Below are 24,295 nucleotides of genomic sequence, written 5' to 3' on the forward strand. Positions count from 1 at the left end.
TAAAGTGTTGACTGCTTAGATAAACCACACTATTTTTCCGTTGAATATTTAGTGTATAAACAACTTAAAAAATTAACTTTATATAAAAAAAGACCCGTTACTTTTTTATGATTAATAAACGCTTACTTATAAAACATCTTTTGGCTCATAATGATGAAAATAGTTTTTATGACAAAAAGAGAAAGGTTGATATTAGCTATAAAGAAGGTAAGGCTAAATTTTTAAAGCATATTTGTGCACTATCCAATAGCAACCCTAAAAACAATTCATATATCGTTATTGGAGTAGAAGATGAAGACAATCATATTGTAGGTGTAGATTTTTTTGATGACAGTAAAATTCAAAACCTCATTAATGCGTATTTAAGCAATCCTCCTATAGTTCAATATGAAAACATTCCCTTTCCCCATTTAACAGGTAACAAAGTTGTTGGTTTGGTAACCATAAGGCCGAACGATAAAATTACTTCACTTAGAAAAAACATATGGAAATATTATGGAGGTTCCGTCTTTTTTAGGGAAGGCAGTATGAGTATGCCTAAAGTTTTTGATATTGAAGTAAAAGATATTAATTCCCAAATTGTTTCCGCTATAGAAAACAATGCCCAAAATAATATTGAACATACTCTAGATGGTGTTATTGATTTTATGAATAAGCGCGTTGACTATAACCCTAAATACAAGGTTTTTAAGGAATACTTTGTGGTTTGTTGGGCGGGACAAAAAAAGGTGGTTAAAGAAGAAACGTTTTATTCAAGAGTAGATATAGAATTAATTAACGAACAAGTAAAACTCTTCTTTTCTGCATTAGATGAAGTGTCAATTGAAATAAACGACGATAGTTTTAAGATTGTTGAATATGTTAATCTTGGGCTTCAAAACACAAATAAATATTATAAGCTTGAAGAGACCCTAATTTACTTCTCAGACAACGCCAATTATAATATAGAAACCAAGTTGTTATTTGAACCACCACAATTTGACAAAAAAATACTCTTTCATCTTTACAATAACAATAATAGTATTTTGAATAAACTTAAGAAAGGAATTAAATTAACAGAACATGAAGTAAATGATTTAAAAAACTTACCTATTACGTATTTAATTTGTCATTTTAATGCATTTCCAGAAGCAATAAACAAGCTTAACGAGTCCAAAGCTTATTTAAAATCCTATGATAGCAACCTTTATTTCCTTTACAAAGAGTCTTTACGTGTGCTAAGAAAAGTACAATATAGCTAAGGTGAAAAAGTTTTACATTAAATTAACATATGTTAATTAAAATTTCTTACATTTGTAATGCTATTAATCTTTTATGATATAAACCTTGTCCTGCCGATAACCTCGGATTTGTGACAAGGTTTTTAATTAACTATAAATCAAACTTAATGCCTTGAGCCAAGGGTAAATTGGTTGTGTAGTTAATGGTGTTGGTTTGACGGCGCATATAGATTTTCCAAGCATCCGAACCCGATTCGCGTCCGCCACCTGTTTCTTTTTCACCTCCAAAAGCACCTCCTATTTCCGCTCCCGAAGTTCCTATATTTACGTTAGCAATACCACAATCAGATCCCGCATGTGATAAGAAAATCTCAGCTTCACGTAAATTGTTGGTCATAATGGCTGAAGACAAACCTTGTACAACTTCATTTTGAATAGCTATAGCATTTTCTACATCCCCTGAATATTTCAATAAATACAATACTGGAGCAAAGGTTTCGTGTTGAACAATCTTAAAGTGTGGCTCGGCCTCTGCAATTGCAGGTTTTACATAACAACCGCTTTCATAGCCTTCTCCAGAAAGTACACCCCCTTCAACCACTAAATTACCGCCTTCTTCAACGATTTTATTCAATGCTTTTTGGTATATATTTACGGCATCGGTATCAATTAACGGACCAACATGATTGTTTTCATCTAACGGATTCCCTATTCGCAATTGCTTATAGGCTTCTGTAATAGCATTTTTAACTGTATCGTAAATCGATTCATGTATAATCAAACGGCGTGTGCTGGTACAACGTTGACCAGCAGTACCAACGGCACCAAAAACAGCTCCAATAACCGTCATTTTTATATCGGCATCTGGGGTAACGATAATCGCATTGTTACCACCAAGCTCCAATAAACTCTTACCTAAGCGACCAGCGACTTCCTGGGCCACAATTTTACCCATTCTGGTAGACCCTGTTGCAGAAATTAAAGGTATTCTCGAATCTTTGGTCATAAATTCGCCTACATTATAATCTCCGTTTATCAAACAGGAGATGCCCTCGGGTAAATTATTCTCAGCAAACACTTCGGCTGCAATATTTTGACAGGCTACACCACATAATGGTGTTTTTTCACTAGGTTTCCAAACACAAACATCACCACAAATCCAAGCTAATGCTGTGTTCCAAGACCAAACCGCTACCGGAAAGTTAAAGGCTGAAATTATTCCAACCACACCAAGTGGGTGATATTGTTCGTACATGCGGTGTCCCGGACGTTCACTATGCATGGTCAAGCCATGTAACTGACGGGAAAGCCCCACTGCAAAGTCACAAATATCAATCATCTCTTGCACTTCACCCAAACCTTCTTGATAGCTTTTACCCATTTCGTAAGACACCAACTTACCCAAAGCTTCTTTCTTTTCTCGTAACTTTTCTCCAAACTGACGCACAATTTCGCCACGTTGGGGTGCAGGTATAGACCTCCATGTTTTAAAGGCTGATGTTGCAGCGTCCATCACCTTTACATAATCTTCATTTGTAGTTGCCTTTACTTTACCTATCAATTGACCATCAACTGGTGAAAAACTTTCAATTAGCTCTCCACTTGAAAAATTATCTGAACCCGTTGAAGTTCCTTCATTTATAGCCCCAACACCTAATTCCTTCAAAACCTTATTTATTCCGAAATCCGCAGTAACAGCCTTAGTTTTCGTCATTATTTTACGATTTATTTAATTTTAAGCTAAGATACTAATAATTATTCTTTCGAGATCCATCTTAAAGTTTTAAAAAACACTACCTTTAATAGGTTAAATTAATCAGTCAAACAATGAAAAAAAGACTTTGTTTATTAATTATTTTATCAATTATCTGTAATTGTAAAGAAAATCAAAAACTAGATGGTTCAAATTCCGAAGATAAATTAAATGAAAACACTATTAAACCAAAGGAAAAAAAAGAGTTTGCTATAGTCATTCACGGTGGTGCCGGTACCATATTAAAGAAGAATATGACTTCTGAAATGGAAGAGGAATACCTCAAAAAACTAGAAGAAGCCATTCGTACGGGATACAAGATATTGAAAGATGGCGGAACAAGTTTGGATGCCGTTGAAAAAACCATAAATGTATTGGAAGATTCTCCACTATTTAATGCAGGAAAAGGAGCCGTTTTTACCCATGAAGGTATAAACGAACACGATGCTTCCATTATGAATGGAAAAACCTTAAATGCTGGAGCTTCTGCAGGAACAACAACAGTTAAAAATCCAATTAGTCTTGCAAGGGCCATTATGGAAAATTCACCTCATGTTATGCTTTCGGGAAATGGTGCAGAGGTCTTTGCCAAAGAGCATGGGTTGACTATCGTAGATCCTAGTTACTTTTATACTAAAAAACGTTTTAAATCACTTCAAAAGATAAAGAATAAAGAGAATACCGAACTGGATCATGATACCAAAATATCCTTTTATGATGAAGACATTAAAGACTCTAAATATGGAACCGTAGGTTGCGTTGCCTTGGACAAACACGGGAATTTAGCCTCAGGTACCTCCACGGGCGGTATGACGAACAAGCGTTGGGGACGCATTGGCGATTCACCTATAATTGGAGCGGGCACTTATGCCAATAACAACACTTGTGCGGTATCAAGTACAGGATGGGGCGAATTTTTTATTCGTGGTATGGTCGCCTATGATGTTTCAGCACTTATGGAATACAAAGGACTTACCTTGGAAGAGGCTTCAAAAGAAGTGATTCAAAATAAACTTACCCAAATGGGCGGTACTGGTGGTATTATTGCTTTAGATAAAAATGGAAATATTAGCATGGAGTTTAATACCGAAGGTATGTATAGGGCTTCTATGAATGACAAAGGAGAACTTTACATTGGTATTTATGGTGATTAAACCCTTATTAAACTTTAAGAGTAATTTAACAAAAACCCTAAATCTAAAATTTAAAAATTAACCGTAGCTTTATTAAGGAATCCACTTACGCTTCTTTTCTAATTTATATTTACTTAAAAACCTCATGTTATGGCATCAAAAAAGTTTTCTCTGTTAGTTGGTCTAATCTTCCTATTTGTTTGCTGTAAAAAGAAGGATGTAAAAACCGATAACCTTTTTAAGTTTAGGGATTATATTAGTTACACCACCTCTGGAATGGTGTCGGCAGCTGGCTCAATACAAATTAATTTGGTCAACGATGTGGAAGATTGGGAAGCAGGACAAGAAATAAGTGATAAATTAATTACCATTTCACCTTATGTTGAAGGTAAACTTACTGTTGTCAATAATCATGAGCTTGTGTTTACCCCAGACGAACATTTGGAACCCAATACCGAATACACCGTTACGGTTAAGCTCAATAACATTTATAAAGATATTCCAAAAGGTTATGAAAACTACATCTTTCAATTCAAGACCATAACACCCAATTTTAATATCGTAACCCAAAGTTTACAATCGTACAGTAAGGATTGGCAGTATATGGAGGGCGTTATTAAATCGGCTGATGTGATTTCTATTAACGATGCCAAAAATTTGGTAGAAGCTACACAAAATGCCAAAAAACTCATTATTGTTTTTAATGAATCGAATGAAACCTCCAAAAACTTTGAATTTAAAATAGACAGTATTAAACGCACAGTAGAAGACGGTGAAATCTTAGTAAAATGGAATGGAAAAGCCATAAATGCTTCAAACAAAGGCGAAAATACCATTGTTATTCCCGGCAAGAACAATTTTACCATTACGAAGGTTAATGTTATACAAACCCCAGAACAATACTTGGCCATTAATTTTTCAGATCCTTTAAAAAGACAACAGAATTTTGACGGCTTGGTGACCATTCAAAATGTGCAGAACCCAAAATATATTGTTGATGGTAATTTGCTAAAAGTATATCCCGATTCTAAATTGGCTGGCAATATACAGGTCGATGTGTTTCAGGGAATAAAAAATACTGAAGGCTATAAACTTAAAAACCCGTTTTCTGAAACCATCATATTTGAAGATTTAAAGCCACAAGTCCGATTAATTAATAGTGGTACCCTTTTACCGAATTCCGAAGAACTCAAATTTAATTTTGAAGCGGTTAATTTAAGTGCCGTCGATGTACGCATCATTAAAATCTTTGAAGACAATATCCTTCAGTTTTTGCAGGACAATAACCTTAACAGCACGAATAGCTACGATATTAAAAAAGTAGGGCGTCGTATAGCCAAGCAAACCATTCAATTACAAACCCCAGCTGAAAATTTAGGCACATGGAGGGCTTACAGTATCGATCTTTCAAAATTCTTTAAAGCCGATGCAGGAGCTATATACCGCGTTGAACTAAGTTTTGATAAAAGTTATTCCCTGTACAATTGTGAAGGCAGGGAAACCTCTGAAAGCGATGATTACGAAAATTATTATGAAGAAGAATTTGAAGAGGATTTTGGTGATATCGAATATACTGAAGATGAAGAATTACGTGAAGAAGCCTATTGGGACAACCGCCTTTACCGCTATAAAAATTACGTCTATAATTGGCGTGAAGAAAACAACCCCTGTCATGATGCCTATTACAACGAAAATAGGATTGTATCCCAAAACCTATTAGCTTCAAACCTAGGGGTAATTGCTAAACAGGGTACCAACAACTCCTACTATTTTGCCGTTACCAATGTTTTAAACACTAATCCAGAAGCTAATGCTAAAGTTTCGCTCTATAACTACCAGCAACAGGAATTAGCCAGCAGTATAACCAACGAGCAAGGTTTGACCATTATCGATTCCGATAAACATGCTGCTTTTGCCATCGTTTCAAAAGGGAATAATACCACTTATATAAGACTCCAAGATGGCAACTCCTTATCCTTGAGCAAATTTGATGTTTCTGGCAATAAACTACAACGCGGACTCAAGGGCTACATTTATGGTGAACGTGGGGTATGGCGACCAGGCGATACACTTCATCTTACTTTTATGCTAAACGATAAGGCGAATAAACTTCCCAAAGGGCATCCCGTAAAGTTGGAAATAACAAACCCCAACGGGAAATTGGTCTATAAAAACATTACCAGCGATAACCTGAACAACTTTTACAAGTTTACTGTACCAACGTCAAACGAGGATAAAACAGGAAATTACAATGCCAAAGTATCGGTTGGTGGAGCCTCCTTTAGCAAAGCCCTTAAAATGGAAACTGTTAAGCCCAATCGGTTAAAAATTAAAATCGATTTTGAAAATGATGTGCTAACCAATAACGAGCCGCTAAAAGGCAAACTGGATGTAAAATGGTTGCACGGTGCAGTTGCTAAAAACTTAAAAGCTGAAGTCAAAGCGAAATTTAGCACCTCGTATTCAGGATTTAAAAATTATAAGGATTATGTGTTTAACGACCCTACTCGCAATTTTCAAACGGAAGAGATTAATGTGTTTGAAGGCAAAGTCAACGAAGAAGGTTTGGCTAACATTGATAGTAAATTAACGGTAGGCAAAAATGCACCTGGTATGCTAAACGTTCAGTTTTTGGTTCGAGCGTTTGAAAATGGCGGTGACTTTTCAATCGATGCTTTTAACAAGCCTTATGCGCCTTATGATGCTTTTGTCGGTTTACGTTCACCCAAAGGCAATGCCTACGGTTCTTACTTTACGGATGAAAACCAAAGCTTTGATGTAGTTGTGGTCGATGCCCATGGAAAGCCTATAAAACGTGACAATCTTGAAGTTAAAATCTATAAGATAGAATGGCGCTGGTGGTGGAATTCCTCTTACGACGATTTATCAAGTTATGTTTCCAGTAATTACCACAGAACATATTTAAGTCGAAAAATCAGCACCAATGCCCAAGGCGAAGCCACACTAAACCTTAACATTCCCAACGAAGATCGTGGTCGCTACCTTATTAGAATCATTGATCCTGTGGGTGGCCATGCTACCGGTCGAACAGCTTATTTTTATAAAAACTGGTGGCAAAATGCATCATCTTCCAATAAGGATGCTGCTAAAATGCTCATGTTTTCAGCTGATAAAGAACAATACCAAGTTGGGGAAACGGCTAAAATCACCTTTCAATCGGGCAACGAAGGCAGGGCATTGGTAAGCATTGAAAATGGCACTGAAGTATTGGATTTTAAGTGGGTAAAAGCACAACGAGGAGAAACCACGGTAGACATTCCTGTAACTTCGGAAATGGCACCCAACGTGTTTATTAATATTTCCCTATTGCAACCCCATGCCATTACAGCCAACGATTTACCCATACGCTTGTTTGGTGTGATTCCTATGCTGGTTGAAGATCCCAACACCAAATTGGAACCTCAGCTTAATATGCCCGATGTATTACGCCCCAAAGAATCTTTCAAGATTACGATTTCAGAAAAAAACAACAAACCCATGACCTACTCCATTGCGATGGTTGAAGAAGGCTTATTGGATTTAACCCGTTTTAAAACACCTAATGCCTGGGATGCGTTTTATGCTCGTGAAGCCTTAGGGGTAAAAACTTGGGATATCTTCGATGATGTAGTTGGAGCTTATTCCGGAAGTATCGATCAAGTCTTTGCTATTGGTGGTGATGGCAATGCTACGGCCGGCAAAAATAAAAAGGCTAACCGTTTTAAGCCTGTAGTCACCTATTTAGGTCCATTTGAATTAAAAGCAGGCGAGCCAGCTTCGCATACCCTAAAACTACCCAATTATATTGGCGCTGTTAGGACTATGGTGGTTGCTGGAAACCCTAAAAATGAAGCCTACGGTAGCACGGATAAATCGGTTGAAGTAAAAAAACCGTTAATGGTCTTGGCTTCCCTACCAAGAAAATTAAGTCCTGGTGAAAAAGTGACCCTGCCAGTAACGGTTTTTGCTATGGAAAACAAGGTAAAAGACGTTTCAGTGTCGTTAAAGCTTAGTTCTGGTATTACGGTCGTTGGTAATGCCAATAAGGCATTACACTTTGCCAAACCTGATGAGCAAATGGCCTATTTTGAACTGGATGTGAGTAAGGCCAAGGGCATTAATACCGTAGAAGTAATTGCTTCTGGAAACGGGGAACAATCCAGTTATAAAGTAGAATTGGATGTTGAAAACACAAATCCCATAAGTTCAAGAAAAATCACCAAAACCTTAGCAGCGAAGGCTTCGGAAACCTTAAGTTTTTCAACCTTTGGAGTTGCGGAAACCAATAGTGCTTTAGTGGAGTTTTCCACTTTACCGCCAATGGATTTTTCAAGACGGTTACAATACCTTATTCGCTATCCTCATGGTTGTGTGGAGCAAACCACATCGAGCGTGTTTCCGCAGTTATTTTTAAACGATATCTTCGATTTAACCCAAGACAAAAAGCAACAGATACAAACCAATATAGAAAACGGCATTAAACGATTGGCACATTTTCAAAAGCCCGATGGTGGATTGAGTTATTGGATGGATGAACGTTCAGTTAATCATTGGGGTACCAGTTATGCTGGCCATTTTATGATTGAGGCTGAAAAGAAGGGCTTTGTGTTGCCATTAACCTTTAAGAGCAATTGGTTACGCTATCAAAAGGAAGCCGCTCGGCAATGGCGCCCAAGTTACAGAACTTATAATTCCGATTTGGCCCAAGCTTATAGGCTGTTCACCTTGGCATTGGCTGGGAGTCCCGATTTGGCCGCAATGAACCGTTTAAGGGAATTCAGTGAAATTTCCAATGAAGCCAAATGGCGATTGGCTGCGGCTTATGCATTAGCGGGACAAAAAGAAGCCAGTGAGTCGATTTCAAAATCGGCTAATATTAGTTTTGAACCTGTTAAGAACGATTATTATACCTACGGGTCTGTAGACCGTAACCGTGCCATGGCTCTGGAAACCATGGTACTTACCAAAAACCCAAAAACTAGGGAATTGGCCGAATACATAGCCAAAGATTTATCCAGTAACCGATGGATGAGTACACAAACCACGGCTTATAGCCTATTGGCCATGGCTAAAATGGTCGGTGCTAATGGGGGCAAAGCCCTAAACGTCAGCTATACCATTAATGGCAAAATGGAAACCATAAACACCAAACAAGCCATAGCTCAACGCTCATTAAACAGTGTTGATGGCAACAATACCTTGTCCTTTACCAACAATGGTGAAAATATTATTTATGTACATGTTTTAAATTTAGGGAAACTCCCTTTGGGCGAAGAGCTGGTTGAGCAGCGCGGATTAAGTGTATCGGTGAGTTATTCTAATTTAAATGGTAATATACTTGATGTTTCCAAATTAATGCAAGGACAGGATTTTGTGGCTACTGTAACAGTAAGTAATTTAAAGGATGAAGCTATCAATGACGTGGCTCTAACACAAATTTTTCCATCAGGTTGGGAAATTGTGAATACCCGTTTTACCGATTTTGGAAGTACTGTAACAAGTCCAGCAAGACATACGGATATTAGGGACGATCGTGTGAACTTCTATTTCGATTTGGACAAAAAGGGAAAAACAAGCACCAAAACCTTTAAGGTAATGCTTAATACGTCCTACCTTGGCACATATTATTTGCTGGGCATTCAAGCAGAAGCCATGTATGACAATGATTATTTTGTGAGAACTAAAGGCAAATGGATTGAAGTTGTGAAATAACACAAACACCTAGATTTCCTTAAAAAGGATGAGAATTATAATGAAATTACCAAAACCAATTCCTTCCTTAGCCTAGGGAAGGTAAATTTAATTTCTGATGGCTGAAGAAATCAAAGTCGGAAAGGTTGAATAATCGTTACATTTGAGACATTGATATTATAATAAACAAGCACATGGAAAACTTCAAGCCTTACTTCGCTGTTATTTTTACCTCAACCCAAAAGGATACTATTGAAGGTTATGCAGAAATGTCTGAAAAGATGGCTGCATTGGCCAAGCAACAACCAGGGTATTTAGGTATGGACAGTGCTAGAAATGAGGTAGGCATAACGGTGAGCTATTGGGAGAGTTTGAAGGCTATAAAACAATGGAAACAACAGACCGATCATCTTGCCGCCCAACTAAAAGGAAGACAGTATTGGTACACTTGGTACAATGTGAAAGTTTGTAAGGTTGAGCGTGAATATGAATTTGTTAATCCTTAATATTGTTATAAAATTCTCTTAAATCACGTCTAAAACAGATGGTTTAGAGTATATATTTAAGTGACAAGAATATTACGCTACATAATGCACCATAAAATAAAGTCGACAGTCATTGCTGTATTTCTAATCACATATTATTTCTGCTTACCTACACAGCTTTTTAATGATCCTACAGCAACTATAATTACAAGCAAAAACAATGAACTACTCGGTGCTCAAATTGCGAAAGACGGTCAGTGGCGATTTCCATATAATGACAGTATCCCAGAAAAGTTTAAAACCTGTATCCTTCAATTTGAAGATGAATATTTTTATAGGCATCCTGGCTTTAATCCTGTTTCCATTTTTAAAGCATTAAGAGAGAATTTAAAATCGGGGAGCGTAAAACGGGGAGGAAGTACTATTACACAACAGGTAATCCGTTTATCTCGAAAAGGACAAGAACGTACTTATTTTGAAAAGTTTATTGAACTTATTTTAGCGACACGTTTAGAACTAAAAACTTCAAAAGACAATATTTTAAACTTCTACGCTAGCAACGCCCCTTTTGGTGGCAATGTTGTAGGGTTGGATGCCGCCTCATGGCGCTATTTCAATAGAGACCCTTACTACTTATCTTGGGCGGAAAGTGCTACATTGGCCGTATTACCTAATGCGCCTAGTTTGATATTCCCTGGTAAAAATCAAGAGCGATTGTTGCAAAAACGCAACGCTTTACTTAAAAAACTTCTGGATCATAAAATTTTAGATACTTTAACTTATGAATTAGCCATTACGGAAACTTTACCTCAAAAACCATTTCCGTTGCCCCAAATAGCGCCTCACTTATTGCAGAAAATCGCTAAGACACGTTCGGGTAAACGGGTGCAAACCACATTGGATCTACAACTTCAGAGACAAGTAAACCAAATTGTAAAAAACCATTATAACCAACTTAAGCAAAATGAAATCCATAATGCTGCCATACTGGTTTTAGATGTGCGCACGCGACAAGTCTTAGCCTATGTAGGGAATGCACCTACAGATAAATCCCGTCAAAAGGATGTCGATATAATGGACAAACCAAGAAGTACAGGGAGCATTTTAAAACCCTTATTATATGCTGCCCTATTGGATGCGGGAGATATTCTACCTAACACTTTAGTGGCCGATACGCCTTCGCAGTTTGGAAATTACCATCCAGAAAACTATAACAATACCTACGATGGTGCTGTAACAGCCAGCAGGGCTTTGTCGCGCTCCTTAAATGTCCCAGCTGTAAAAATGCTACAGCAATTTGGACTGGATAGGTTTTACCACTATTTAAAACAATTACACCTAAAGGATTTAACTTATCATGCCAATCATTATGGCTTGTCACTTATTCTTGGTGGGGCCGAGAGCAATCTGTGGGATTTATGTAAAAGTTATGCAGCACTTTCTTCTACCTTAAACCATTATTCTGAAACGTCGAGCGAGTATTTTGAAAATGAGTTTTGTGAACCCATAGTTTTAGCTTCAGAAACCATTGACTTTGGAAACAAATCCCAGGAAAAAATACTTTATGATGCGGCTTCCATTTATTTGACCTACGAAAGTTTAAAAGAGGTTAACAGACCTGAAGGCGATGACCATTGGGAGTTTTTTGATAGCTCTAAACAAATCGCTTGGAAAACTGGAACCAGTTTTGGATTTCGTGATGCCTGGGCCATTGGCACTACAAAAGACTATGTAGTAGGCGTTTGGACAGGTAATGCCGATGGCGAAGGTCGTCCAGGATTGGTGGGTATAGAAGCAGCAGCCCCCCTGCTTTTTGATGTATTTGATATACTCCCAAATAGTGAATGGTTCGCCAAACCTTTTGATGCGATGCAGCAAGTAACCATTTGCAAACAAAGCGGCCATCGGGCTTCTGCGCATTGTCATGACACTGAGGAAAGGTTTATTCAAAACAGTGGTTTAAAAACAAAACCGTGTCCGTATCATATTTTGGTTCATTTAGATAAAACTGAACAATATCGGGTTAATACGTCTTGTGAAAGTTTATCAAACATCACCCATAAACCCTGGTTTGTATTACCGCCATTGATGGCCCACTATTACAAAAGTAAAAATCCGTTTTACAAACCGTTACCCAAGTTTAGGAATGATTGCTTAGGAGATAACGACATTGCAATTGCATTCATTTATCCCAAGGAAGACAACACCATTTTTTTACCAAAGGATTTTGGTGGTAACACCAATGACCTTATTATAAAAATAGCCCATTCAAAACCTGAAAGCACGGTATTTTGGTATTTGGATGAAAGGTATATGGGCAGCACTAAAGACATCCATGAGCTGGCCATAAAACCAAGTCATGGAGAACATAGTATTACGGTGGTTGATGCTTTTGGGAATGAGGCTAAACGGAAAATCACTATTTCAAAATAACCTATCGCAACGGAAATCCCTTTGCAGCCCACCACGGATGAATTTCAATTTCTAATCTACCTGCCTTTACCATAGGATCTGCATTGGCTAAGCTGTCTGCCATTTTTAAGCTAGGCACATTATAAATGGTAATACCTCGTATATCACCATCGTCTCCAAAAGGCCCTGAAATATCGGCATAACCTAACTCATACATTTTACCTAAATGTGCTAAATGTTCTTTCTGTAATTCAGCGGTTTCCTCTTCGTTCTGTCCGCGAATAGGGCCACGTTTTAAAAAGGCAATAAAATATTGCTGCATTAAAATGGTGTCCTGTGTTTTTTCGTCAAAATAGTCGAACGTTTTAAATCCTTTTGCTGTTAATTCTGCTTTAATTTCTTTTGTTGATTTTTGTATAGGTTCCTCATTCACTTCAATGATAGAATCTACCTTTGCGTCAACTATGGTATCTGTAATAATTTCTGTTGTTTTGGGTTCAGTTTTACAAGCTGAAATAAGCAATCCGATAAAAACATAAATTAATTCTCTTTTCACATGTCTAAAATTTATTAATGTTCTTTTCATATCGTTTACTTTTATATTTATTCAACCCTTACTATAGCAGAGGTTCTTTAAGTCACAAAAAATCAAGACTACCACATTTTAAATGGCTTGATACTTAATTGTGAGTTATAATATTTCACATTTCCCGTAACTTCTTGACCCAACCAATGTGGTTTTTCAAAAACCTCATCTTCATTTTTTAACTCAACTTCTGCAATCACCAAGCCCTCATTATCAGCTAAAAACTCATCTATCTCAAATATATGGTTTCCAACTTTAACTTCATAACGTATTTTATCAATAATGATTGGTTCACAAAGGTTTAAAAGTAATTTGGCCTCCTGTTCTGTAATGGTCTTTTCCCATTCAAAACGAGACAGACCATCTTGTGAAGATATCCCCTTTACTGTAATTAAACCTTCGTCATCCTTAACCCTAATACGCACTGTACGCTCTTTATGGGTGCTTAAAAACCCTTGCAGGATTCGTGTTTTTTTGAAGGCTTTTTTTTTGTAGTCCTCTGAAGTCACTAAAAATTTTCGTTCTATTTCTATTGCCATAACCCAAAGATTGAAAATTTGAATGACTTAGTGAAACTTTAAATTGTAAATTTGGTTGACCATGACTCACCATTTTCCCATACGAAAGATAATTCATGTAGATATGGATGCCTTTTATGCTTCTGTAGCGCAAATGGACGATCCAAACCTTAGAGGAAAACCTATTGCCGTTGGTGGTGGTGGAAAACGTGGTGTGGTAAGTGCGGCAAGCTATGAGGCTAGAAAATTTGGTGTTAAAAGTGCCATGGCAGGGAATTTAGCAACTAAACTGTGCCCAGAACTTATTTTTGTACGCCCCAATTTTGAACGGTATTCTGAAATCTCAAAAAAAATCAGAAGCATTTTTTACGACTATACCGATTTGGTTGAACCTCTTTCACTGGATGAAGCTTATCTGGATGTTACTAAAAACAAAAAAGGAAATCCCAGTGCTTCATTAATTGCCAAAGAGATTCGAGAACGGATTCTAAATGAAGTGGGGCTGACAGCATCGGCAGGTATTTCCATTAATAAGTTTATCGCTAAAGTGGCGAGCGATTACAATAAGCCCAACGGACAAAAAACAGTAAATCCAGAAGAGGTTCTTGCATTTTTAGAAGAATTGGATGTTAGGAAATTTTATGGTGTTGGTAAAGTAACTTCAGAAAAAATGTACCAATTGGGCATCTTTACTGGACTGGATTTAAAACAAAAATCCTTGGAATACTTAGACAAGCATTTTGGGAAATCTGGTAGGTATTACTACTATGTGGTTCGAGGCATTCATAATAGTGAAGTAAAACCCAATCGCACCCGAAAGAGTTTGGCTGCCGAACGTACCTTTAGTGAAAACCTTTCCAGTGAAGTATTTATGCTGGAAAAATTAGAACATATAGCTAATGAGGTTTCACGACGATTGACGAAAAGTAAGGTTGCTGGGAAAACCATAACCTTAAAAATAAAATACAGTGACTTTACCCTTCAAACCCGAAGTAAAACCTTGACTTATTACATTAGTGATAAGAGCATTATTTTAGATACAGCGAAAGATTTGCTATATCAAGAAAAACTAAGCAACTCTGTTAGGTTATTGGGCATTTCGCTATCCAATTTAAATACCGAATCCAAAAAAATGAAAGATGTAAGCAGGAGCCAAAATAAAGTTGAACAACGAAGTATAAGTGTACAGTTAAAATTTGAATTTTAATTTTATATAACACCCGTCTAAATTTAGACGGGTATTATATAAAGTATAGTTTATTTTATGACTATCCCAATACCGCTAAAAATTACACGTCTTGATTTCGGTAACCCTTAACGTGTTTACCATACCTTTTTCTTGTATTGGCATAGCTGCAAGACTAATTAACATATCGCCTACCCCTAAATAGCCTTTTTTACAGGCAATAGCATTAACATCTTCAATAGTTTCATCAGTACTTACAAACTTATCGTAATAAAAGGCACGTACGCCCCATAACAAACTCAATCTGGTAAGTATGCGCTTATTAGAGGTAAACACTAAAATATGGCAAGACGGTCTCCATGCCGATATTTGAAACGCTGTATAGCCACTATTGGTTAAAGTAGAAATGGCTTTGGCATCAATTTCATTGGCCATTATTGCCGCATGGTAACAAATAGATTTGGTAATGTAACGATTAGTTCTAATATGCGGCGGTAATTGAGGCACCTGAATTAAATCGGAATCCTCAACACTTTTAAGAATGTTAGCCATTTGCTTTATAACCTGTATTGGATAGCTTCCAACTGAAGTTTCACCAGAAAGCATCACGGCATCTGCGCCATCCATAACTGAGTTGGCAACATCGTTTACTTCGGCTCGAGTTGGTGTTAAACTGGAAATCATAGTTTCCATCATTTGGGTTGCTATAATTACTGGTATTCTTGCTTTTTTAGCACGAAGTACCAACTGTTTTTGTATTAAGGGGACTTCCTGTGCTGGTATCTCAACACCTAAATCGCCTCTAGCAACCATTAAACCATCACAATGTGATACAATTTTATCAATATTTTCAATAGCTTCAGGCTTTTCAATCTTTGCAATAATCGGAATTTTATAGTCACTATGTTCTGCTATTAAATCACGAAGCTGCATTAAGTCTTCGGCATGACGTACAAAAGATAGCGCAATCCAATCGACATCCTGACCAATTGCAAAAATGGCATCCTCTATATCTTTTTCGGTAAGTGCCGGTTGCGAGATATTGGTGTTTGGTAGATTTACGCCTTTTTTGGATTTTAAAGGTCCTCCTTGTATCACTTTTGCCTTTACTTCGGTATGATTATCGGTAGAGACAACTTCAAAAATTAACTTTCCATCGTCCAATAAAATACGTTCACCAGGTTTTGCGTCTTGAGGAAATCGTTCGTAGGTCATATAAACGCGCTCTTTGGTGCCTTCAAAAGACATCCCTGTAGCAAAAATGATTTCATCACCTGGACTTACAACTACTTCTTCCTTCATGACACCAACCCTTAGCTTAGGTCCTTGTAAGTCAGCTAATATGGCTGCGTTATATCCAAATTCTTTATTTAACTCACGTATAATATTTATACGTGCTTTGACATCTTCATAATCGGCATGAGAAAAATTAATCCTAAATACATCAACCCCTTCATCCAGCATTCCTTTTAATACTTCTCTTGTACTTGAAGCGGGTCCTATTGTTGCTACTATTTTTGTTTTTTTTCTTGTTGGCATTAACTAAAAATTAAATTAGCTTTAGATTTTAATTGACTTGTGTCAATGCTATAAGCTGTTACAATTTGAGGAATACTTAGAATTTGTTTTACAATATACTTTTCCTTAGAATCATTATACTCGTTTTCAATTTTTAAAAAAAAGTTAACCTGCTTGTATTCGGGTATTAAGTTGTAGGTTTTTATAATAGGTTCTTGAGTTTCAAACAATGACACATATGTTGTTTTATTTTGCTCTTCCCTTTTACAAATATTAGAAACCAAACTCCAGGTTTTTAGGTGTTTGGAATCTTCCCATTCAAAAATTGAATATACAGACTTTCCTTTGTCAAAATCTAAGTCTTCTGGTTTTCTCAATAAATTAATCTCTAAATATTTATTGAGTAGATAAGCTAGGCGATAGTCTTCTAAAGTACAATGAATACCTATTAAAGTATATTGCTCCTCATCAAAAAAATCATCGAGAACAAGCTTACGAACAGCCATAACCTTACATTAATAGGCTGTAAATATAGCATTTAATACGTTAATGGTATTTAAGTTTAGCTTAATGTTAATAATTAAATATACTAAAACGTTATAGTTAATTTTTTAAGCCAACTACTTTTTAAATCATTTTTGAGATACTCTTCTGAAATGCAAAAAAAGCACGTTTCGAAGCTTTTTCTTCTGCTTTTTTCTTTGACGTAGCCCTAGCTTTAGCCACAACCTTATTGTCTATGGATAGCTTTACGGAAAAATGCCTGACATCATCATTCCCTGTATCTTCATAAACATGGTAACCAAAAGTTTTCTTTTCCTTTTGACACCATTCAATTAATAGGCTTTTATAGCTTATAACTTTTCCTTCTAACTTTTCTATATCCACATAAGGGGTAATAATACGTTTATATATAAAGTTTTCACAGTGCTTGTAACCTTTATCCAAAAATATGGCTCCTACCAAGGCTTCAAATAAATTACCATGAATATTATCTCCAAATTGTCCTGCAGGAATTTTACTTTCGACTAAATCAATTAAATTAAATTCCTTTCCTAATTCATTTAAATGCTCTCTACTAACTACTTTAGAACGCATTTTAGTAAGATAACCTTCGTCACCACTTGGAACTTCATTATATAGATGCGATGCTATAACCGCTCCTAGCATAGCATCGCCCAAAAACTCCAATCGCTCATAATTAATGGCATTTCCTTTTGTATCCCTAATATTCATGGACCGATGGGTAAAAGCAGTACGATAGTATTTGATATGCTTAGGTTTAAACCCAAGGATTTTAGTTAATACCATAAAAAAATTCCCGTTACCTTTATAACGGGAATTTAATATGTTACGAATGATGCTCATCTGATAATTACTATCTTATTTTAATGTCAGATGTAATAAACCGTTTTTCATTTAAACTTTATATCAAATAAATTCAGGGATTTATTTCATTCGAGGTTTAATCTATTTTCTTAAACAGAACACAAGCATTGTGCCCACCAAATCCAAAAGTGTTACTCATAGCCACTTTAACATCTCTTTTTTGAGCTTTGTTGAGCGTCAAATTTAATTCAGGATCAATGTTTTCGTCTACAGTACCATGGTTTATTGTAGGAGGCACAATACCATGCTCTATTGCCAAAATGCTAGCAATAGCCTCAATGGCTCCTGCTGCACCCAATAAATGACCCGTCATTGATTTTGTTGAATTAATATTAATGTTTTTGGCGTGGTTTCCAAATACACTCGAAATCGCTTTAAGCTCGGCCACATCACCAAGAGGAGTCGATGTACCATGGGTATTAATATGGTCTACATCTTCTGGACTTAAACCAGCATTTTCCAAGCAGTTTTTCATAACCTCAATAACACCAATGCCTTCAGGATGAGGCGCAGTCATATGATAGGCATCAGATGATAATCCTCCCCCTGCAATTTCTGCATAGATTTTAGCACCTCTAGCTTTAGCGTGCTCAAATTCTTCTAAAACCAAAGCACCAGCACCTTCTCCCAACACAAACCCATCCCTAGTAGCATCAAATGGTCTTGATGCAGTTTCAGGACTATCGTTACGTGTAGAAAGCGCATGCATAGCATTAAAACCACCCATGCCTGCTATAGTTACCGCTGCTTCACTTCCACCAGTAACTACAACATCACAATGCCCCAGCCGAATGGAATTGAGAGCATCGAATATAGCGTTGGCTGAAGATGCACATGCTGAGACCGTAGTATAGTTAGGTCCCATAAAACCATGCTTAATTGAAATATTTGCAGGAGCTATGTCTGCAATCATTTTAGGAATAAAAAACGGGTTAAACCTTGGCGAACCATCACCTTCGGCATAGTTTAAAACTTCTTGCTGAAAAGTTTCCAGTCCACCAATTCCTGCCCCCCAAATAACACCAACACGCAACTTATTAACTTTATCTAAATCTAACTTGGCATCTCCAATGGCCTCATCTGCAGCAACCATAGCGTATTGTGCAAACTTATCCATTCGTCTAGCTTCCCTTCGATCAATAAAATCGGTCGCGTTAAAGTTTTTAACCTCACAAGCAAACTTGGTTTTAAACTTTTCGGTATCGTAATATGTTATAGGCGCAGCACCGCTTTTCCCACTAACTAGACCTTCCCAATACTCATCTTTGGTATTGCCTATTGGTGTTAAAGCCCCTAATCCTGTGACTACAACTCGCTTTAATTCCATAAAGTGTTTTGCTTATTTTGCTTCTTCTATATAAGAGATAGCTTGACCAACTGTAGCGATATTTTCAGCTTGGTCGTCTGGTATTTGAATATCAAATTCTTTTTCGAATTCCATGATTAACTCTACAGTATCCAATGAGTCTGCTCCTAAATCGTTAGTGAAGCTAGCTTCTGTTACTACTTCGTTCTCATCAACACCTAATTTGTCAACGATAATCGCTTTTACTCTTGATGCAATGTCTGACATAATCTTTTAATTTTAAGTTTTAATTAGTTGGCAAAAATAAAAAACTTTATTTTTAAAACACGTCTTTAAATTAAAAATGTGTCTGTAATTTACTAAAATTACATTTAAGTATTTACTTTTTCCTTTCTAATTGTTAATTATTATTCTTTTTTTTGTTCGAAGAATCCTAATCTATATATGCTTTTATGAAACGTATTGTCATTTTTGCCTCTGGAAGTGGCACCAATGCCGAAAATTTAATTCGTTTTTTTCAAAAGAACGATAAGGCATCTGTTGTTCAAGTGCTTTGCAACAATCCGCAGGCTAAAGTATTGGATCGCGCTAAACAGCTTAACGTTAGCTCATTATGCTTTAATAGAATAGCATTTTTTAATACCAATGATGTCCTTAATATATTAAAAACCACTAATCCCGATTTGATTGTTTTGGCTGGTTTTTTATGGAAAATGCCCGAATTTATTATAAACGCCTTCCCTAATAAAATTATTAATGTGCATCCTGCCTTATTGCCAAAATATGGGGGCAAAGGTATGTATGGTATGTACGTACATGAGGCTGTAGTTGCAAATAAAGAAACCAAAAGCGGCATAACGATACACTATGTAAACGAAAATTATGATGAGGGCGCCATTATTTTTCAAGCTAAATGTGACGTTTTACCAAATGACACCTCGGAAGATGTTGCTGCCAAAATCCATGAGCTGGAAATGGAACATTTTCCAAAGGTGGTTGAGGGGTTGCTGGGCAGTGATACACTCGAAGAGCTTTTAAAGAACTAGATTGTCACGGTGACTTTGAGAACCTTAGTTACCAAGGTTTTTAAATTCCAAAAACACAGAAAGCATTAGTGCTAATTAGTAAAATTCATGTCCAAAAAAAAGAAGAAATACTATACCGTATGGAAAGGCCACAAAACAGGGGTTTTTGAAACTTGGGACGACTGTAAAGCCCAAATCAAGGATTACCAAGGAGCTGTATACAAATCTTTTGAATCGTTTGATATGGCCAAAAGAGCTCTAAAAGGTGATTTTAAAGATTATGTTGGCAAAAAAGCAGCTTTTAAAAGTGACCTTTCTGAAACCGAGCTAAAAAAAATTGGGCAACCTAATTACAATTCCATTGCTGTTGATGCTGCCTCAAGTGGTAACCCAGGTAAAATGGAATACCGTGGTGTAGACACTAAAACTAAAAAGCAAATTTTTCATCAGGGCCCTTTCGAAGAGGGCACTAATAATATTGGCGAATTTTTAGCTATAGTCCACGGTTTAGCTTTGTTGAAAAAGAACAATAGTGAACGAATTATTTACACCGACTCTAAAACCGCTATAAGTTGGGTAAAAAAGAAAAACTGTAATACCAAATTGGAGCGTACCTATAAAAACAAATCACTTTTTGAGTTGGTAGACAGAGCTGTCGACTGGTTAAAAAATAACACCTATACTACCGTTATTGTAAAATGGGAAACCAAAGCCTGGGGGGAAATTCCAGCCGATTTTGATAGAAAATAAGCTGTTGACTTGTTTAAAAAAACACAAAATTTATTTTACTTTAGGAGCCATCCTTCAACTCACTCAGGACATCGCTTTGTTCGAATATTTATTTTTTCATTGAGTTTTCGCTAGTTTTTAAATGAAAAAAAATAATGTACTTTTGCAAAAAATTAGCGTTCCTCATTTATGGGTAAATTAGTAATTGTTGGCACCATGGCTTTTGATGCTATTGAAACGCCTTTCGGAAAAACCGATAAAATTCTTGGTGGTGCCGCAACTTTTATTGGTCTTGCGGCTTCCCATTTTAATGTTGATACCGCAGCAGTATCTGTTGTTGGAGGTGATTTTCCTCAAAAATACCTAGATTTATTGTCAGATAAAAACATTGACCTTTCTGGTGTTGAAATCGTCAAGGATGGCAAAACCTTTTTTTGGAGCGGTCGTTACCATAATGACATGAATTCTAGGGATACGTTGGCAACCGAATTGAACACACTAGCTGATTTTGACCCAAAAGTACCTGACGCTTACAAGGACGCCGAAATAGTTATGTTGGGAAATTTACACCCATTAATACAATCTAGCGTATTGAATCAAATGACACAAAAACCTAAATTGGCCATTTTGGACACCATGAATTTTTGGATGGATAGTACTCTAGAGGATTTATTAAACGTTATTAAGCGTGTAGATGTTATTACCATAAATGATGAAGAAGCGAGACAACTAACCGGGGAATATTCTTTAGTGTTAGCGGCAAGAAAGATTCATGCTATGGGCCCTAAATATGTTGTCCTAAAAAAAGGAGAACATGGTGCCCTACTATTTCATGATGAGCATGTGTTTTATGCCCCCGCGCTTCCGTTAGAAGAGGTTTTCGATCCCACAGGAGCAGGTGACACTTTTGCTGGTGGCTTTGCTGGCTATTTGGCCAAAACAGGTGATCTTTCGTTTGAAAACATGAAGAATGCCATAATATATGGTTCCACTCTAGCTTCTTTTTGTGTGGAAAAGTTTGGAACAGAGCGTATGGTTAATTTATCGAGCATCGAAGTTCACCAACGATTAATGCAATTTAAACAATTAACAAAATTTGATATAGAATTAACAGAATCCCAACGCGCTTAAAAGAAGCGCGTTTTTTAATTAATATTTACTTTTACGTTTAGACAGAATAAATTAAAAACAAAAAATGAGTGATGCTTTAAAACACGAATGTGGAATAGCCGTAATTAGACTATTAAAACCACTGGAATACTATAAAGAAAAATATGGCTCAGCCTTTTATGGGGTAAACAAAATGTACCTTATGATGGAAAAGCAGCACAACAGAGGCCAAGATGGTGCTGGTTTTGCAAGCATAAAATTAAACATGAGCCCTGGCGATAGGTACATTAGCAGGGTTCGTTCTGTACAGCAGCAACCCATTCAAGATATATTTGCTCAAATTAACGAGCGTGTTAATAATGAATTTAGAGCCCATCCCGAATATAGTGATGACGTCGCATTGCAAAAAAAACATATTCCTTATATTGGAGAGTTATTACTAGGGCACGTGCGTTATGGTACCTTTGGTAAAAACAGCGTAGAAAGTGTGCATCCCTTTTTAAGGCAAAATAATTGGATGCACAGAAACTTAATCATGGCCGGAAACTTTAACATGACCAATGTTAAAGAACTTTTCAATAACCTTATAGAACTAGGACAACACCCTAAAGAATATACCGACACCATAACCATTATGGAAAAGATTGGTCATTTTTTAGATGATGCTGTTAGCAAAATATATAAAGACCTTAAAAAAGAAGGTTATAACAAAAGAGAGGCTTCACCGCTTATTGCCGAACGTTTAAAAGTCTCTAAAATATTAAAGCGAGCAGCTAAAAATTGGGATGGTGGCTATGCCATGGCCGGGCTTATTGGTCATGGTGATTCATTTGTGTTAAGAGATCCCGCAGGCATTAGACCTACCTATCATTACCAAGATGATGAAGTTGTTGTTGTAGCATCAGAACGGCCAGTAATACAAACCGTTTTTAATGTTCCGTTTGAAGAGGTTAAAGAATTAGATCCTGGACATGCCATTATCATCAAAAAGTCAGGAAAAGTATCGATTAAAAAAATACTCGAACCACTAGAAAGAAAATCATGTTCTTTCGAGCGTATTTATTTTTCCCGTGGAAGTGATGCTGAAATTTACCAAGAACGAAAAATGCTGGGTAAATTATTAATGCCCAAAGTTTTGGAAGCTATTGATGAAGATACAAAAAATACTGTATTTTCATATATTCCCAACACAGCTGAGACCTCCTTTTTTGGAATGATTGAAACTGCTGAGGCCTTTATAAACAAGAAGAAAACAGCAGCTATTTTAAGTGGGCAACGTTCTTTATCAGCGCAAAAGGTTACTGAAATACTATCAGAAAGAACGAGAGTTGAGAAAATAGCCATAAAAGACGTTAAATTAAGAACCTTTATCACTGAAGACAGTAGTAGGGATGATTTGGTAGCTCACGTTTATGATGTTACCTATGGGGTTATTAAACCCAATGATAATTTGGTCATTATCGACGATAGCATTGTTCGCGGTACAACTTTAAAAAAAAGTATCATTAAAATGCTAGATAGGTTAAACCCTAAAAAAATTGTAATTGTTTCATCGGCTCCTCAAATACGTTATCCCGATTGTTATGGTATTGATATGGCCAATCTAGAAACCTTAATAGCCTTTAGGGCCGCATTGGCACTTTTAAAAGACAGGAACAAATACCACGTTGTAGAAGAAGTTTATCAAAAGTGTTTAGAGCAAACTGATTTGGCAGATAAAAATGTAAAGAATTTTGTAAAAGAAATTTACGATCCGTTTACTGATCAAGAAATATCTGATAAAGCAGCTGAACTTTTAAGCGATAAAAGCGTAAAAGCAGAGATAAAAATAATATTCCAACCTGTTGAAAATCTACATAAAGCCTGTCCAAACCACTTAGGTGATTGGTATTTTACAGGTAACTACCCGACCGTTGGTGGAAATAGGGTTGTGAATCGCGCTTTTATCAACTTTTATGAAGGCAATAAAGAACGTGCTTATTAATTTAATGATTTTTTCTAAGTTGGCATTTAATCCATAAAAAACAACATTTAAACTAAAAAAAATGCCGTTCATCTAGAAAATGAGCAATTTCTATTTTTTAGATTTACTTTGGTATCACCATAACATAAGTAGGTTAAGTTCATGGTAGATTTGGGGCAAAAAAAGGTGAACACTCGTTCGCCTTTTTTTATGCGTTTTTCCTAAAATATTTTATTCAATTCTTCCTAATCAACTTCTTTTAGCCCATATT

The 24,295-nt window shown here is 36.4% G+C and carries 18 protein-coding genes; 10 read left to right on the plus strand and 8 right to left on the minus strand.

Going from position 1 to position 24,295, the window contains the following annotated elements:
• Nucleotides 1-107: 107 nt before the first annotated feature.
• Entirely contained in the window at nucleotides 108-1,241 is a 1,134-nt protein-coding gene (locus tag MR053_RS02460; protein WP_242130897.1) for an ATP-binding protein, read from the plus strand.
• A gap of 130 nt (nucleotides 1,242-1,371) precedes the next feature.
• Here MR053_RS02460 and amaB read toward each other — a convergent pair whose 3' ends face one another.
• Complete coding sequence (gene amaB, locus MR053_RS02465) at nucleotides 1,372-2,934, minus strand: L-piperidine-6-carboxylate dehydrogenase (RefSeq protein ID WP_242130898.1); 1,563 nt, start codon at nucleotides 2,932-2,934, stop codon at nucleotides 1,372-1,374.
• A 113-nt stretch (nucleotides 2,935-3,047) separates the two neighbouring features.
• On the opposite strand from amaB, the gene MR053_RS02470 reads away from it, so the two are divergent.
• From MR053_RS02470 to pbpC, 4 genes are all read left to right on the plus strand, one after another.
• Nucleotides 3,048-4,127 carry an isoaspartyl peptidase/L-asparaginase family protein gene (locus MR053_RS02470; RefSeq protein WP_242130899.1) on the plus strand — a complete coding sequence of 360 codons (1,080 nt, stop codon included), beginning with the start codon at nucleotides 3,048-3,050 and terminating at the stop codon, nucleotides 4,125-4,127.
• A gap of 129 nt (nucleotides 4,128-4,256) precedes the next feature.
• The gene (locus MR053_RS02475; RefSeq protein WP_242130900.1) at nucleotides 4,257-9,818 is read left to right on the plus strand and encodes an alpha-2-macroglobulin family protein; all 5,562 of its coding nucleotides are present in this window, start codon (nucleotides 4,257-4,259) and stop codon (nucleotides 9,816-9,818) included.
• A gap of 173 nt (nucleotides 9,819-9,991) precedes the next feature.
• Complete coding sequence (locus tag MR053_RS02480; protein WP_242130901.1) at nucleotides 9,992-10,303, plus strand: antibiotic biosynthesis monooxygenase family protein; 312 nt, start codon at nucleotides 9,992-9,994, stop codon at nucleotides 10,301-10,303.
• 84 nt (nucleotides 10,304-10,387) lie between these two features.
• Nucleotides 10,388-12,715 carry a penicillin-binding protein 1C gene (pbpC, locus tag MR053_RS02485; RefSeq protein ID WP_242130902.1) on the plus strand — a complete coding sequence of 776 codons (2,328 nt, stop codon included), beginning with the start codon at nucleotides 10,388-10,390 and terminating at the stop codon, nucleotides 12,713-12,715.
• Nucleotide 12,716: 1 nt separating this feature from the next.
• On the opposite strand, the gene MR053_RS02490 is transcribed toward pbpC, so the two are convergent.
• Entirely contained in the window at nucleotides 12,717-13,280 is a 564-nt protein-coding gene (locus tag MR053_RS02490; protein WP_242130903.1) for a YciI family protein, read from the minus strand.
• A gap of 68 nt (nucleotides 13,281-13,348) precedes the next feature.
• Nucleotides 13,349-13,819, minus strand: coding sequence for a CYTH domain-containing protein (locus MR053_RS02495; RefSeq protein WP_242130904.1), 471 nt, complete (start codon nucleotides 13,817-13,819; stop codon nucleotides 13,349-13,351).
• 61 nt (nucleotides 13,820-13,880) lie between these two features.
• Between MR053_RS02495 and dinB the strand changes: the two genes are divergently transcribed.
• Complete coding sequence (gene dinB, locus MR053_RS02500; RefSeq protein WP_242130905.1) at nucleotides 13,881-15,005, plus strand: DNA polymerase IV; 1,125 nt, start codon at nucleotides 13,881-13,883, stop codon at nucleotides 15,003-15,005.
• A gap of 75 nt (nucleotides 15,006-15,080) precedes the next feature.
• Here dinB and pyk read toward each other — a convergent pair whose 3' ends face one another.
• From pyk to MR053_RS02525, 5 genes are all read right to left on the minus strand, one after another.
• Nucleotides 15,081-16,523 (minus strand): pyruvate kinase, encoded by a 1,443-nt coding sequence (gene pyk, locus MR053_RS02505; RefSeq protein ID WP_242130906.1) that lies wholly within the window; start codon nucleotides 16,521-16,523, stop codon nucleotides 15,081-15,083.
• The gene (locus tag MR053_RS02510; RefSeq protein ID WP_242130907.1) at nucleotides 16,523-17,008 is read right to left on the minus strand and encodes an IPExxxVDY family protein; all 486 of its coding nucleotides are present in this window, start codon (nucleotides 17,006-17,008) and stop codon (nucleotides 16,523-16,525) included. Before MR053_RS02510 ends, pyk begins: the two co-directional genes overlap by 1 nt.
• A gap of 121 nt (nucleotides 17,009-17,129) precedes the next feature.
• Nucleotides 17,130-17,870 carry a ribonuclease III gene (rnc, locus tag MR053_RS02515; RefSeq protein WP_242130908.1) on the minus strand — a complete coding sequence of 247 codons (741 nt, stop codon included), beginning with the start codon at nucleotides 17,868-17,870 and terminating at the stop codon, nucleotides 17,130-17,132.
• Between the two features lie 97 nt (nucleotides 17,871-17,967).
• Nucleotides 17,968-19,218, minus strand: coding sequence for a beta-ketoacyl-ACP synthase II (fabF, locus tag MR053_RS02520; RefSeq protein WP_223551759.1), 1,251 nt, complete (start codon nucleotides 19,216-19,218; stop codon nucleotides 17,968-17,970).
• 12 nt (nucleotides 19,219-19,230) lie between these two features.
• Nucleotides 19,231-19,464, minus strand: a complete 234-nt coding sequence (locus tag MR053_RS02525; protein WP_008269813.1) for an acyl carrier protein — start codon at nucleotides 19,462-19,464, stop codon at nucleotides 19,231-19,233.
• A 185-nt stretch (nucleotides 19,465-19,649) separates the two neighbouring features.
• Here MR053_RS02525 and purN point away from each other — a divergent pair, with 185 nt between their 5' ends.
• The 4 genes from purN (at nucleotide 19,650) to MR053_RS02545 (ending at nucleotide 24,045) form a co-directional block, all read left to right on the plus strand.
• Nucleotides 19,650-20,243: a phosphoribosylglycinamide formyltransferase gene (gene purN, locus MR053_RS02530; protein WP_223551760.1), complete on the plus strand. Its 594-nt coding sequence runs from the start codon at nucleotides 19,650-19,652 to the stop codon at nucleotides 20,241-20,243.
• 87 nt (nucleotides 20,244-20,330) lie between these two features.
• Nucleotides 20,331-20,972 (plus strand): ribonuclease H1 domain-containing protein, encoded by a 642-nt coding sequence (locus MR053_RS02535; protein ID WP_223551761.1) that lies wholly within the window; start codon nucleotides 20,331-20,333, stop codon nucleotides 20,970-20,972.
• 168 nt (nucleotides 20,973-21,140) lie between these two features.
• Entirely contained in the window at nucleotides 21,141-22,082 is a 942-nt protein-coding gene (locus MR053_RS02540) for a PfkB family carbohydrate kinase (RefSeq protein WP_242130909.1), read from the plus strand.
• 64 nt (nucleotides 22,083-22,146) lie between these two features.
• Nucleotides 22,147-24,045, plus strand: a complete 1,899-nt coding sequence (locus tag MR053_RS02545; protein WP_242130910.1) for an amidophosphoribosyltransferase — start codon at nucleotides 22,147-22,149, stop codon at nucleotides 24,043-24,045.
• Nucleotides 24,046-24,295 lie beyond the last annotated feature (250 nt).

Source organism: Aestuariivivens marinum (assembly GCF_022662175.1).
Taxonomy (GTDB): Bacteria; Bacteroidota; Bacteroidia; order Flavobacteriales; family Flavobacteriaceae; genus Aestuariivivens; species Aestuariivivens marinum.

Bases quoted from the DNA above. Each gene is read 5' to 3' on its own strand.
- MR053_RS02460 (WP_242130897.1), top strand. From the start codon at position 108: ATGATTAATAAACGCTTACTTATAAAACATCTTTTGGCTCATAATGAT.
- amaB (WP_242130898.1), bottom strand. From the start codon at position 2,934: ATGACGAAAACTAAGGCTGTTACTGCGGATTTCGGAATAAATAAGGTT.
- MR053_RS02470 (WP_242130899.1), top strand. From the start codon at position 3,048: ATGAAAAAAAGACTTTGTTTATTAATTATTTTATCAATTATCTGTAAT.
- MR053_RS02475 (WP_242130900.1), top strand. From the start codon at position 4,257: ATGGCATCAAAAAAGTTTTCTCTGTTAGTTGGTCTAATCTTCCTATTT.
- MR053_RS02480 (WP_242130901.1), top strand. From the start codon at position 9,992: ATGGAAAACTTCAAGCCTTACTTCGCTGTTATTTTTACCTCAACCCAA.
- pbpC (WP_242130902.1), top strand. From the start codon at position 10,388: ATGCACCATAAAATAAAGTCGACAGTCATTGCTGTATTTCTAATCACA.
- MR053_RS02490 (WP_242130903.1), bottom strand. From the start codon at position 13,280: ATGAAAAGAACATTAATAAATTTTAGACATGTGAAAAGAGAATTAATT.
- MR053_RS02495 (WP_242130904.1), bottom strand. From the start codon at position 13,819: ATGGCAATAGAAATAGAACGAAAATTTTTAGTGACTTCAGAGGACTAC.
- dinB (WP_242130905.1), top strand. From the start codon at position 13,881: ATGACTCACCATTTTCCCATACGAAAGATAATTCATGTAGATATGGAT.
- pyk (WP_242130906.1), bottom strand. From the start codon at position 16,523: ATGCCAACAAGAAAAAAAACAAAAATAGTAGCAACAATAGGACCCGCT.
- MR053_RS02510 (WP_242130907.1), bottom strand. From the start codon at position 17,008: ATGGCTGTTCGTAAGCTTGTTCTCGATGATTTTTTTGATGAGGAGCAA.
- rnc (WP_242130908.1), bottom strand. From the start codon at position 17,870: ATGAGCATCATTCGTAACATATTAAATTCCCGTTATAAAGGTAACGGG.
- fabF (WP_223551759.1), bottom strand. From the start codon at position 19,218: ATGGAATTAAAGCGAGTTGTAGTCACAGGATTAGGGGCTTTAACACCA.
- MR053_RS02525 (WP_008269813.1), bottom strand. From the start codon at position 19,464: ATGTCAGACATTGCATCAAGAGTAAAAGCGATTATCGTTGACAAATTA.
- purN (WP_223551760.1), top strand. From the start codon at position 19,650: ATGAAACGTATTGTCATTTTTGCCTCTGGAAGTGGCACCAATGCCGAA.
- MR053_RS02535 (WP_223551761.1), top strand. From the start codon at position 20,331: ATGTCCAAAAAAAAGAAGAAATACTATACCGTATGGAAAGGCCACAAA.
- MR053_RS02540 (WP_242130909.1), top strand. From the start codon at position 21,141: ATGGGTAAATTAGTAATTGTTGGCACCATGGCTTTTGATGCTATTGAA.
- MR053_RS02545 (WP_242130910.1), top strand. From the start codon at position 22,147: ATGAGTGATGCTTTAAAACACGAATGTGGAATAGCCGTAATTAGACTA.